Source organism: Fibrella rubiginis (assembly GCF_017353185.1).
In the GTDB taxonomy this organism is placed as follows: domain Bacteria; phylum Bacteroidota; class Bacteroidia; order Cytophagales; family Spirosomataceae; genus Fibrella; species Fibrella rubiginis.
The window spans coordinates 99,910-113,219 of record NZ_JAFMYV010000001.1 but is presented as its reverse complement, the minus strand read 5'-3'; the positions used below and the strand labels follow the sequence as shown (position 1 = coordinate 113,219).

Annotated in this window: 5 protein-coding genes; 2 read left to right on the top strand and 3 right to left on the bottom strand. The window is 56.2% G+C overall.

Features of this window, described 5'->3' with window-relative positions:
* Positions 1-3: 3 nt before the first annotated feature.
* Together J2I47_RS00355 and gcvH are read right to left on the bottom strand one after the other, a co-directional pair.
* Positions 4-1,311, bottom strand: coding sequence for a dihydroorotase (locus J2I47_RS00355; protein WP_207362558.1), 1,308 nt, complete (start codon positions 1,309-1,311; stop codon positions 4-6).
* Positions 1,312-1,433: 122 nt separating this feature from the next.
* On the bottom strand, positions 1,434-1,817 hold the full coding sequence (gene gcvH / locus J2I47_RS00350) for a glycine cleavage system protein GcvH (RefSeq protein WP_207362557.1): 384 nt from the start codon (positions 1,815-1,817) through the stop codon (positions 1,434-1,436).
* Between the two features lie 206 nt (positions 1,818-2,023).
* On the opposite strand from gcvH, the gene J2I47_RS00345 reads away from it, so the two are divergent.
* Both J2I47_RS00345 and J2I47_RS00340 read left to right on the top strand, forming a co-directional pair.
* Positions 2,024-3,520 (top strand): flavin-containing monooxygenase, encoded by a 1,497-nt coding sequence (locus tag J2I47_RS00345; protein ID WP_229374182.1) that lies wholly within the window; start codon positions 2,024-2,026, stop codon positions 3,518-3,520.
* Positions 3,521-3,651: 131 nt separating this feature from the next.
* Positions 3,652-5,523, top strand: a complete 1,872-nt coding sequence (locus tag J2I47_RS00340) for a PAS domain-containing sensor histidine kinase (RefSeq protein WP_207362556.1) — start codon at positions 3,652-3,654, stop codon at positions 5,521-5,523.
* 234 nt (positions 5,524-5,757) lie between these two features.
* On the opposite strand, the gene sov is transcribed toward J2I47_RS00340, so the two are convergent.
* The gene (sov, locus tag J2I47_RS00335; protein WP_207362555.1) at positions 5,758-13,254 is read right to left on the bottom strand and encodes a T9SS outer membrane translocon Sov/SprA; all 7,497 of its coding nucleotides are present in this window, start codon (positions 13,252-13,254) and stop codon (positions 5,758-5,760) included.
* Positions 13,255-13,310 lie beyond the last annotated feature (56 nt).

The window sequence follows — 13,310 nt, the reverse complement described above, 5'->3', positions numbered from 1 at the left end:
AGTCTACTGTTGAACCGTGTAATGTCCTCCCAGCACCGTGCCAACTACGTTTCCGACCAATGTCTGGCCCAGGAGCGGACTGTTTTTGGCGGGCGACAGTGTGCGGGTATAGGTCCAGGAAGCGGTTGGATTGAAGATAGTTAATGCGGCGGGTTGACCCTCGGCCAATAAGACGGGCGGCAGGCGCAACACCCGGCGCGGGCCGGTGGTGAGGCGGTCGATGAGGTCAGCTAGCGCCAATCGGTCTTTGTTATGTGTTTGTATTAGCGCAAACACCGTTTCGGCTCCCAACATCCCAAATTCGGCCACGTCGAACTCCACGTTTTTGGTTTCCTCTTCGTGCGGGTGGTGATCCGACACGACTGCGTCGATGGTGCCGTCGGCAAGTCCGGCCCAGAGCGCGGCCACGTCGGCAGCACCCCGGAAGGGCGGGTTTACTTTCAGGTTCGAATCGAACGTGTGCAGGGCTTCGTCGGTGTAGGCCAGTTGGTGAGCGGCTACGTCGCAGCTTACGGGCAGACCCTGCGCTTTTGCCTCCCGGATCAGGGCTACCGATTCGGCAGCGGAGAGGCAGGTAAAATGCAGCATAGGTGCGGCATCAGGTGCGGCAGGTTCGGTCTCCAGCACATAGGCCAGCAGCCGCAGGTCACGCGCCACGGTCATCACTTCGGCCAGCGCGGGCAGACCTTTCAGCCCCTGACGGGTGCTTTGAATGCCCTCGTGCATCTGCCCGTATCGGGTAAGGCGGGTGTCTTCGGGCCGGTTGATGAGCAAACCACCAAACGGACGCAGGTATTGCAGGGTTTTAACCAGCAGGTCGGGGTGTTGCAGGGGGTGGTCACCGTCTGAGAACGCCACGGCCCCCGCCCGGTGCAGGTCGATCATGTCCGTAAAATCGTCACCCTTAGCCCCTTTGGTAATGGCCGCCACGGGATGCAGCCGCACGGTAGGGAACCCATCGGCGGTGCGGCGCAGGTAGCCCAGGGTATCTTTGGCATCGACCACGGGCTGGGTATTGGGCAGCAGCGCCACGTCGGTGAAACCACCGGCAGCGGCCACCCGCGCCAGGTCGGCCAGCGCTTCGCGGTGCTCATAGCCGGGGTCGTTGGCGGCAGCGCGTGCGTCGACCCACCCCGCCGAAACGTGCAGGTTGCCGCCCTCGATGACCACTGCACCTGTTTCCGGCCTTAGGTCAGGGTTGGTTGTTGTGAAGCTGGCGATAAGACCGTTGCGCACCAGTATGTCGACCAGCTGACCGTTTTGCAACGACGCCCGATCTACTACCCGCGCTGACCGAATAAATATATTCATGAGCATAAAAAAGGCTCCTCAACAGGGGAGCCTTTTTGACTGAACAAGTTGACAATGAATACCGAAGGCAGAACCAACATAGTCCAATACAGTGTGTGGAAAGCCTTCTTCATCAGCTAGCCTTACTGGCCAATAAGGTCTTTATACGCGTCGACACTCATTAACCCCTCAACCTCGGCAGCGTCGGAGGGACGAACGCGCACGATCCAGCCGCGACCGTAGGGATCCGTATTGACCAGTTCCGGGCTTTTTTCGGCTTCGTCGTTCATTTCCATAATCTCACCGGCAATGGGCAAGAACAGGTCCGACACGGTCTTAACAGCTTCTACCGAGCCAAACACTTCGCCTTTATCGAGCGTCTGGCCCAACGTGTTGATGTCGACATAAACGATATCGCCCAACTCATGCTGTGCAAAATCAGTGATGCCAACAATGGCCGTGCCGTCGGCTTCGAGGCGAATCCATTCATGATCCGCGGTATAACGTAGTTCGTCTGGGAACGTCATTTGAGTGCATTAGTTATGGTGCAAAAATAGGGTTAAAAGTCGATTTTTAGTCTGGAAAGTCGTAGAGCGGAGTACCGGCAGTCTGGAAAGCCGCTTTCTGTAGGTGACTGGCGCGTTTACTCTTATCGTAAATTAGCAAAGCCGACTTATCAGAACGATTTCCCAGACTACCAGTACTCCATTCTACGACATTCCAGACCATACGTATGACCTATCAAGTAGCCATTATCGGAGCCGGTTTTGCTGGCCTGGGAGCCGCCATCCGGCTGACGTTGAGTGGGCGCAACTCGTTCATCGTGTTTGAACGCGCCAACGACGTTGGCGGCACCTGGCGAGAGAACACCTATCCCGGCTGTGCCTGCGACGTACCCTCGCACCTATACTCGTTCTCGTTTGCGCCCAATCCTAACTGGTCGAAAGCGTATTCACCCCAGCCCGAAATTCACCGCTACCTCCAGCAGTGCGTAGACCGATTTGGCATTCGCGACAGAATCCGGTTCAACACCGAAATCGTCTCGACTGTCTGGCTGGAAGAGCAAGCCTGCTGGCAACTTACCGACGGGCGGGGCACCGTAACTACGGCCCGTGTGGTGGTGGCCGCCATTGGTCCCCTTAACCGGCCCAGCGTACCCAAACTGCCGGGCCTGGACACTTTCATGGGCACCACCTTTCACTCGGCCCGCTGGAACCATAGTTATGATCTGGCTGGTAAGCGCGTGGCGGTGATCGGCACGGGTGCTTCGGCTATTCAGATTGTGCCGGAGATTGCACCCGTTGTCGGCCAACTTACCGTCTTTCAGCGTACTGCCCCCTACGTAACGCCGCGTAACAACCGGAGCTATGCGCCCTGGCAGCAGCGTCTATATAACCGGGTGCCCACTTTGCAGCAACTGCACCGGGGTTTTTTCTACTGGCTCAATGAGCTGTTTGGCCTTTCATTTATGGGAAATGACGTGCTCAACAAGGTAGGCACAGCGCAGGCGCGCAAACACCTTGAAAGCCAGATCAGCGACCCCGAGCTACGCCGCAAGGCCTGGCCAACCTATAAGATGGGCTGCAAGCGCGTACTGGTTTCCGATGATTATTACCCTGCCCTCACCCGCCCCAACGTTGAGCTGGTTACTGACCGGATCGAGGCCGTTACGCCCACGGGCATCCGCACACAGGATGGCGCCGAACGACCTTTCGACGTTCTTATTTTCAGCACGGGATTTGTTGTAGCCGACATCTATCTGAACCAGACCCTCACTGGCCGCAACGGGCGCAGCCTGCTGGGCGAATGGGCGCAGACAGGGGCGCAGGCGCTGCTGGGCACCACCGTGTCGGGCTTCCCAAACCTGCTGTTTCTGATGGGACCCAATACGGGGCTGGGTCACAATTCGGTGGTGCACATGATTGAGTCGCAGCTCAATTATGCCATGGATTACATTCAGAAACTGGAGCAAGTTGGCGACGATGCGTTTCTGGACGTGAAGCCTGACGTACAGGAAAGGCACAATGCTGACCTGCAACAGCAGTTAACCGGCACCGTCTGGGCGTCGGGTTGCCAGAGTTGGTATATGAATGAGCAAGGGCGCAATACTACTTTATGGCCTGCCCTTACTGTTGCCTACCGCAAACGAACCCGCCGCGTCAATCTAGCTGATTACACCATTGAACATGCCCACCAGGTTCAGGAGGCGTCTGTATCGTCTATGAAGTGAGAGTCCCTGGCCGTGCCTCACAAACATGGCAAAACCACAACTGGCTTAAATTACCATTAGACACATCGTTGTAAAAGCAGTATGAGGTAAATTTGACACTTGTACCTGTATCAATTCATCCTCAAACTGTTATGAACTCAATGGTCGAATCAGTGCCAACAACCTGGTTGCAACGTATACTCGACGCAGCCATCCATGGCATGATCGTCTATGAAGCCGTACGCACTGGTGGGGCCAAATCGGCCATAACCGACCTTCGCATTGTGCTGGCGAATCAGAAGGCAGAAGCAGATTTAAACCTGTTAGCTGGTGATTGGCAGGGCCAGACACTGCGCGATATATACCCCAGTTTGGTTCAAACGCCTTTTTTTAACCAGTTGATAGCCGTGCTGGATACCGGTACATCCTGCCAGTTTACGTTTGCGACCGAGGATAAATTAAGTCCACGCTGGTTTGAGGTGTCGGCATCCAATCTGGATCATCAGGCAATATTATCCTATCATGACATTACGGAAAAGCACCAGCTTGAGCAGCAGGTTGATGAATACAAACATTTGATCGACAACGCTTTGGCTGGCGTTTCGCATTTTACCAGTGTGCGCGATTCGACCGGTAAGATCATCGACTTTACGTATAAATCCTACAACAAAGCAGCGGGTATGGTTACGGGCCTTACCGCCGACGATGTGGTGGGCAAAAGCATGCTGGAGTTGTTTCCAGAACATAATTCCAGCGGTTTTTTCAGCAAGTGGGTGGAGCTTGTCGAAAAAGGCGAGTCGGTGCGGTTTCAGGACCGATATCAGGGTGATGGTTACGATTTCTGGTTCGACGCGCAGGCTGTAGCCTGGAAAGACGGATTTATCCGGTCCTACATCGACATCACACCCATTAAAACCGCCGAGTTGGCGCAACAACGGCAGGCCGAGCTGCTCGACAGTCTGCTTATGGCAGCTCCCATGGCCGTGGCTCTGTATGAGGCCGTCCGCAATGCTGCAGGCGAGATTGAGGATTTCGTTTGCGTACACGTCAATCAGGCTGCTGCCGATGCCCTCCAGTCTTCCATCAAAGAACTCACTGGCAAACGCATGACGGCGATCAACCCCAATGTAAAAGCCAGTTATGCCTACGAACATTATCGGCACGTAGTGACCACAGGCGAGCCTGTCCAATTTGAGCGGCAACTGGGTAATCAATGGTTTCAGGTGTCGATGGTAAAGTTTGGTGATGGCTTCGTCAGTGCCTCGCTCGACGTAACTGAAAGCCGCCTGTATCGGCAGCAACTGGAAGCGGCCAATCAGGAATTGCTTCACTCAAACGATAACCTGCAACAATTTGCCTACGTGGCCAGCCACGATTTGCAGGAGCCCCTCCGCAAAATTCGCGCCTTCGGTGACCTGATCAGCGAACGCTATGGTACCGAACTGGGCGATTTTGGGCAGGATGCACTTCAGCGAATGCAGGTGGCAGCAGGCCGCATGAGTCGGCTCATCAACGATCTGCTTATCTATTCGCGCATTACCACGCACCGGCAGCCATTTACGCCCGTTGACCTGGAAGGGATACTCAACGACGTATTGGCCGATCTAGACCTGCGCATTGCCGAAACCGGGGCCGTGATTCAACGCGACCACCTGCCCGTAATAGCCGGCGACGCCTCGCAGCTGCGACAACTGTTTCAGAATCTGCTCACCAACGCACTGAAGTTTCATCCGCTCGACAGCCCCGATCACCTAGTTCACATTGAGATCCGGTGCCAACGCACCGAAACCGACGGCCAGGGCTGGTACGAGATCAGCGTGATCGACAACGGTATTGGTTTCGACGATAAGTACACCGACCGTATTTTCCAGGTGTTCCAGCGCCTGCATGCTCAGCAGGTATACCCCGGCACCGGCGTGGGCCTCGCCATCTGCTTCCGCGTAGTCGATAGCCACGGCGGCACCATCAGCGCCACCAGCCAACCCGGCAAAGGTTCTACGTTTCTGGTGCGGTTGCCCGCGTAGGGTGAACGAGTGAAAGCTGAACGAGCGAAAGAGTGGCTATCGCGGGGATTTATTTGTTCTGTTGTTGTCGCTTGGCTCATACCGAGTGACGAGTATCAAAGGGCCTCTGGCCCGTAGTGCGACGTTGAGTCTGTTTGCCTAACATGATTCAACGTCGCAATACGGGCCAGAGGCCCTTTAATACTCGTCACTCGGCATGAGCCAAGCGACAACGGGATAGCCACTCGTTCACGCCTACTGCGCCAGATTGAACCGGGCTTGTATACCCCCGGCAGTGGTGGCGCGGATGAAGCTGTTGGTGACGAGGGGGTCGTTGAAGGAGCGGTCGAAGTAGGCGTTCAGGCTCAGGCGGCTGTTGACTACGTAGCTGATCTGAGGACGCAACTGGAAGTTGACGTTACCCGCCACGATGGTCTGCTCGGCATCGAGTTTGCGCTGAATGGTGCGGGTGTCGCGCAGGGTGAGGGCGCACTGGAATGTGAGGTCATTTTTCAGTCGCTTCACCTGTCCATTTACTAGGAAAGGAAGCCGGATGTTTTTCTTCGTAAAACCCAGCGATCCCGTGATGTCTTTGGTGGTCACCTCGGCCACCTGCGCGTTTGAGAGGTTCAGGCCGGCCTCGCGGGCCCGGTTGTAGGTAAGCGACCCCGTCAGGCGGCTGCGCGTCTGGAAATTCACGCCGATAAACGGCTCAAATCGCTCCGACATCGTGATCGTACTCATCACAAACGCCGGAATAAACTGCCCGTAGGTGGTCAATTGCCGCGACAGGGGGTAGCCCGAAATAGCCAGGTTCACGTACTGCGCCTCGTAGCTCAGCGACGACACAAAGTTGCCCACGCTGTAGTTCGAGTTATAGCGGTGGGTGAGGTTGAACGACGTAAACAGCTTTTGAAACGGCTTCAGCCTGGTTAGCCCCTGGTAGTTCAGATCCCAGTTAGGGAACGGGATGCTGTAGAACGGCGAATACTTCACCGAATAGGGGTTAGCCCCGCTGTAGGCCGCAAAAAACGCCGGAATCAGCACGTCCTGCGACTTCTTATCATAGGCATTGGGGTTGTCAGCGGCAATTTTATTGTCCACGTTCAGCCGATTCTGAATAATGGTCCGATACTGCTCGAACCGATCAAAAATTGGCGACGTGTTATCGGACCGCAGCCCCTCGAACGTGGTACCGAAGGAGAGGTATGACATGCTGTAGCTGCCATTACGTACCGGATTTTGGTAGCTGAACCCAGCGCCCAGCAGGGCCGGGCGGTAGAATACCTGGTAGTTGTCGGCGCGGTTGTAGTTGGCGTTGACCACCAGCCTGAAATCGCGGAAGGGTTCGAGTGTGGTACTGGCCGTAAACCGCCGCGTAATGGTCTGCGTAAAGGGGGCGTTTTGCACGATACTCGGCGAGAGCCACCCTCGCTGCGCGGCCCGTTCGGCAAGGCCCGCATCCTGACTGCCCAGCACAAACGGTAGTCCTGGTGCGCCATACTGGTCAAGCCCAAAAATGGCGGGCGACCGTAGAAAACCCGGCAAAATGGTGCCCTCCTGCAAATTATAGGTCACGTTGATGCCCCGCACCGTGAGCAGTGCCCGCACAAAACTCTTTGCCAGCCGGCTACCACCTGGGTTAATGTCCTGGATGCTACCGGGGTTACGGGCAAAATTCAACCGCGCCGGACTGGGTGTGTTGGCCCAGCGCAGGGCTTTAATCTTGTTGTAAAGCAGCACCAGATCCACCCTACCCTGGATATTGATGTCGCGGGTGTTGCGAATGGTATTGCCGAAGGGTACGTTCAGCGAATCTTTGATACCGTATGAGTTAGCCTGGAACTGGTATTCGGTGCGGGCACCCACGTCGGCGGTCATCCAGTTCAGGGCCGGGAACTTGTCGAACGGCACGCGGTAGGTGGCATTGAAGCTCTGGATATAGTTTTTCATCCGGCCCAGGCTCTGCACGTTTCGCCAGATTGAATCACGCTTGGTTTGGGTGTTGATGTCGCCCTGCGGTTCGTCGATGATGGAATTGGCGGCGGCCCTGTAGGTCAGCACCAGGCTTTTCGTCAGGTTCCAGGTAACGTCGTAATAGCGGTTAAAGAGAAAATATTTTTCGAACTGCGCCGGAATGCCATTGGTGGTCAGGTCGGCGTTGCGGAGTTGGGTTTTAATGAAACTGCGGTCCATGTCGGTGCGGAATGCTACCAGCGTGGGCAACAGTGTGATGTTGAAGTCGCGCAGCCAGTAGAGGTATTTTCGCTCCAGACCCTTCACGTTACGGAACGGCTCAAACGGCTTGGGCTGACTTGAAAACGTATACGTAAACCCGCCCCGGTACTGCTCCTGAAGGTATTCGCCGGTTAGAATATTTGACCGCGTAATGTTGTTAAAGGCATAGTTGAAGCCAAAATTCTCAATGTCCCACGGGCGCGGAATTGCCGACGGGTTGGTGCGGATCTTGCGCACGTTGGAGAAGTTGATGCCCTGCCGCACAGTAATGTCCTGTACCAGCCGACGATACAAATTCCGGTCTACGCCGTCGGGCAAACTCGCCAATGATGTTTCCAGCGGGGTGTCGGGGTCGAGTGGGTTAAACTGCGGGGTCACGTGCCGGGCGTCGTAGTTTACGTAAACGGGTATTTGCAGGCCCCACTTTTCGGGTGTCAGCTTACCGAGGGCCACGGCGGCAGTGAGGCCATATTCGGTGGTAAACTCACGGGTACGTTCGGTGGGTTTGGTCTGCACTCCGCCAAAGCCAAACGTGGTATACCGTCCCGACGCCGTAATGGTAGCCAGGTCAGCCAGCCGTACATTGGCCGCGCCGATGGCCGCATAGCCCGATTTCTGGTTGATGCCCACCGCCCGGAGTTCGTCTACCCATACGGTAAAGCTCCGCGTCTGCTCATCGACCGATTTGGGGTTACGTACCCCGATCATAATGCTCTGCACCGAGCTTAAATCGGGGTTACCCACCACCGTCAGCTGATACCGCCCATTCTCCGACGGCAGCGTAAACCCAAGACCCGACGCGCGTCCGTTGGCCCGGTTGCGGGCCGCCTTGAGGCTAATCAATTCGTCGAAAGCCAGGTCCAGTTCGTTCTGGTACGGCCAGACGTCTTCGGGAATATTGGTGCCTTCGGGTGTGGCCAGCAGACCGGGCACTTCAATTTCGTAGTAGTTTTCGGTGTAGTCGGTGCCAATACGGATAAAGGCACTTACGGGGCCGGTTTGGGGGGTAATGGTCTTGTCGGGGCTGTGCATGTGAATAAACATCTTCAGCCGGTCGCGAAACAGGAAGTCGAAATTGGTGTTTTTGAACGCCCCCCGCGAGTCGCCGTCGCGCAGGTTGGTCACGCTCAGGGCCATCGACTGCTCATTCAGGGCCACGTCGTTGATCTGCGTATAGTCGCGGTCGCGGATAAAGCCCGGTGGCACCGAGTACGCATACTTGTCGTTGGTAGTCTGACTGTTTTCTTCAATGTTCACCGCCGACACCTTAAACTGGGCGTCGTAGGGTTCGGGCACTTCCTGCAGGCCGCGCTGCGTGAGGTCGCCGGTGTATTTGCGGTACTGGTTGGCTTCCATTTGCAACTGGGCAAACCGCAGCACTACCGGCTCCTGAAAATCGGTGAGCACCATCCGCATAAACCGGATCGACTTAAAGCCATTGATGTTGCCATACTTGCGAGCAGGCGTCCGCACCGGCACCCGGAACAGGTACCAGTTTACACCCTCGGCGTTCACTTTGTCGATAATGTAGCCTGTGCCCACCTGTAGCCGTTCTTTCGACAGGGGTACGTCATATTCGTAATAAGCCTCCTGTTCGTTGATTGTGTTGTCGGCGTTAAGGTCTTCAATATCAGGCAGTATACTGTTAGCTGGGGTAGTGTATTGATTCAGGTCGTTGGCATTTTCGGGCGAGTTGTTTTGCATGCCCAGAAACTGTTTGTACCGGGCCACAATGTACTTCACCGAGTCGGCCTGGGCACCGAGGTAATACCGAAAATCGTCGTTCGAGGGGTCATTCTCAATCTGCCTGCGGGCCTCAGCATCCGTTACCCGTGCCCGGACGGCGTCCAGGTATGGCTTGAATTTGGCCTGCTCCTGTTCGTTGTTCAACCCATCCAGACCAATGTCCTGCCTTTCGCGGGCACCAGCCTGATTGGTAAAGGCGTTGGTGACAAACTGCTGCCGCGGTGCGTTGCCCCAGGGCGTCATGTCGACCCCCCGGTTGCGCACGTTGGTCGTGTCGATGGGAAAACCGTTTTCAAATTCGTACCGCCCGTCTTTGATTACATCCTCCGAAATATCGCCCAGGTTAAAGCGGAGCAGCCCCCCGGTTTTGTTAGGCTTGTTCTTCTTTGGGTCGGGCGTGCCGCGCACGGGATCATCCGTGAAAGGGTCCATCATCCAGAACGTGATGTTCTCGATGTTCGCATTGTCGAAATCATTGTCCGACGACACAGCGCGGGTTACAGCCCCGAAGTTCTGACGTGGGTTGGGCAGCTTACCGTCGGTGGTCAGTTCGGGGTTGTAGTTGTACATCCCCCGCTCGTCGGGGAAATAGGCGATGTCGAGCACGTTTTCGGGCAACTGAATCTGCCGCGCCGACCGCCCCGGAAACAACGAAGTGGGCAGGAAGAATTTCTCGTTGACGTTATTTAGATCCTCGGCCGTGAGGTTGATGTTGATCCCCGCCGACCCACCACCGGGCAACCCCAGGGTTTGATCTACGTTATAGACCGAAATTCGCGCCCGCCGGTAGCCATACTCCAGCGGGTTGGCAAACGTACCCTGCGGAAAGTTCTGCGGCGTGGCCCCCAGCCGCCAGCGAATGGGTTGGCGCGTTAGGTCAAAGATGGTGCGGGTGGCTTCAAAATCGTCAATAAACGCATTGTTATTCACCGACTTAGCTATGCCGGGAATAAACTGAGCGGCTTCGCCCGTAAACTGAATCGCCGACGGCTCTTTGGTTTGAATCAGGGGCAGGCGGTCGAGCAGCCGCGTGAGGCCGGGAGCATCTTTGCGCAGGTTTATGTCAACGCCCAGCATAGTGTTGTTCACAGGTTCGTTCCCGATAGCCACCCGCGTCAGGAATCCTGCGGGGGTTTCGCGCATGTTCATCGCCGTGAAGCCCACGTTGATATCGGGGGCCAGACGATAATCAAACCGGCCACCGATGAGGGTGCGAATCTGGTTCTGAAACAGGTCGGGTAGTTCGTAGGTGATGCGAATTTCGCGACCTGAGTTAGCAATGCTCTCGTTGAGAAACCGGATGCGCTGTGCCTCGATCACGTAGTCCTGCCCTGCCACCAGCGGCACCCCGCCTGCCGTCACCTGCACCGACTGTTCTTTCACCCCGTAGGGCAGGTCGGTTGGTAAGCCGTTTGTCGACTGGAAACTGCCCCGCAAAAAGAACTTGTTTTTCACCGAAATCTGCTGGGCATCGGCCAGCGTAGTGCGGTAAAGTTCATTGAAGACGTACTTGGCCTTCGATTCCGGGCTGGCCAGCTTCCGGTCCAGAAACGAGCCAAACGGCTCCAGTACCGGAAAGATCACCAGGCCATTGCGGCTGTCGACGGTGGTGCCTTCCACAAAGTCAAAGTTACCGTCGGGCTGAGGGTCCAGCTGTTGGTTTAGCTGGTCCATGTTAAAGACCTGCACCAGCGGGATGCCCGCCAGTTCGCTGTCCTGCAGCACGGGGTTGTCAATACCCGTAACGTCGTCCTTGTAGATAATGCGAAACTGGAAACCCTGCCGTGCTAAGCCTGTAGTATTCAGTGAATAAATGTTTTTCATCATCAGATTCCACATCGGATTCTGAAGATTGTTCCGTATCGTCGAAGACTTTAACAGCTTCAGATACAGTACTTTATCATCAGCCTGGCCCTGGTAGTCTTCGGTCAGTTCACCCACCTGATAGTGCCTGCCCTGGTAGGTGTATTCATACGAAACGGCCAGCACTTCGTCGTTGCGCAGGGGTGTGATGAGCGAGATATAGCCCAGTTGCGGGTCAAACCGGAACTCGCGGTCGGTGAGGCGTTTGGCCCCCCGCAGCAGGTCATAATCCGTGCCTTTTTGTAGCCCAAACGTGGTGGCTAACTCTTCCGATGTGCGGTCTACCTGCCGCAGGTTGGCGTTGGCTTTCACCCGGCCAAACAGCGCGTTGGCCTCATTGCTGGCTGGTGACCCCGCCGGCGCTGCCGACTGCACGTTGGGGTTGGCCGTGTTGTAGGGCACTGGTTCGGCCAGATCGGCAAACCCGAGCACGTTCCGCAACGACTCGGTCGTGTTGGTCCGGTTGGTTACGTATACCTCTAAACGCGTTACCGTCACACCCGATGTGATCACGGGCAGGCTCTTCAGCGACCGTTCGTAGTTGCTCCGGAAAAACTGCGACAGGAAGAAGTGTCGGTTTTCGCTGTACTGATCCGCCCGAATCTCGAAGGGCCGGTTCATGGCTCCACCGCGCAGGATGATCTCCTGCTTACGCGACCGTTGCTGCGAAAGCACAGTGGTGGCGTTGAGCTTGCCGAAACGCGTTTGCAGCTTGATACCAAACAGGTTTTGCACCCCCGGAATAAGCTGGCTGTTGAGGTTCCAGGTCAGGTTGCCCACTTCCACGTTTTGCAGAATACTCTCATTCTGCGGCGTGAAGGGCAGTTGCGGATTCATCTGCGTGCTACCAAAGGCAGGCAGGTTCGGCAGGCCTGGTACCGTCGGCATCTGAGGCAGCCCGTTGGCTCCCAGGCCCGGAATTAAGCCCTGTGGCCGGTAATTGACCTTCAGCGCATTCTCGAAATTGAAACTGGCTTTGGTGTCGAAGTTGGCCAGCACACCCAGCCGTTCACCAATTTGCCCGTTGAAATTGAGGTTAATCTGTTCGTTGAAAATAAAATTACCCTGCCGACGCAAACGCACCGCCACGGCGGGGTTGTCGATGAACTGGTAGAGGTAGCCCAGATCAAGCGTGACGAAGCCGTTCGGTTTAAAATCAATGTTATTTCCTCCAAAAATGCGGTCGAGAATGGGCGGCATCTCCAGTTTGGGAATCAGGCCCCGACCACTCACGGCGCTTTGCCCATCACGGCGGGCGGCATATTCGCGGAAGAGGCGGTCTTCCATGCGCTCATTCTGGAGGCGGTTGAAGTCTGAAAATGGCACCACTTCGCCGGGTCGGTAGGGCAATCCTGCTGGTCTGCCACCCGCGGGGCCGGTCTGACTCACAGGCGCACCGGGTGTGGGCCCAACCGTTACGACACTGGCATTGGCAACGCCCGTGGCCGCTCCAGATCGGGGGATGATCCGTTCGTTGATAGAAACCGACTTGTCGGGTAACATCCGAAAATCGGTACCCAGTCCTTTGGGGTCGCGCAGTAGGTAGGGCGAACGGGGATTGCGGTCCGAAAACCGCGACGTGTACCGGTCCTGCCAGCGAATGGTGGGGCGGCGGGCGGCGTTTTTCACAGCCCGCAAACTATCCAGACGTTCCTGAGCCACAGCCTTCATCGAATCAGCTACGGCTTTCCGGCGGTCGGCAGCAGGGGCGGTCGTTGACGCAGCGGGTGTAGTGCGGCCACGGCGGGCTGGTGTCTGCGCGAAAGCCGACGCGACAGATGCACTCACCAAGCCAATCAGCAACCAGAGCCGGGTAGAATGCCTCAGCCAGCTGGCACTAACTAACTGATTCAGAGCACAATATAAATCAGAATTAGGTCGTCGAACGGTGTAACGCTTCACCATAACTGGTGTACAATCGGATGGGTAAACAACTTGGGTTGTTGGGACGTTATCACAAC

Bases quoted from the DNA above. Each gene is read 5' to 3' on its own strand.
- J2I47_RS00340 (WP_207362556.1), top strand. From the start codon at position 3,652: ATGAACTCAATGGTCGAATCAGTGCCAACAACCTGGTTGCAACGTATA.
- J2I47_RS00345 (WP_229374182.1), top strand. From the start codon at position 2,024: ATGACCTATCAAGTAGCCATTATCGGAGCCGGTTTTGCTGGCCTGGGA.
- gcvH (WP_207362557.1), bottom strand. From the start codon at position 1,817: ATGACGTTCCCAGACGAACTACGTTATACCGCGGATCATGAATGGATT.
- sov (WP_207362555.1), bottom strand. From the start codon at position 13,254: ATGGTGAAGCGTTACACCGTTCGACGACCTAATTCTGATTTATATTGT.
- J2I47_RS00355 (WP_207362558.1), bottom strand. From the start codon at position 1,311: ATGAATATATTTATTCGGTCAGCGCGGGTAGTAGATCGGGCGTCGTTG.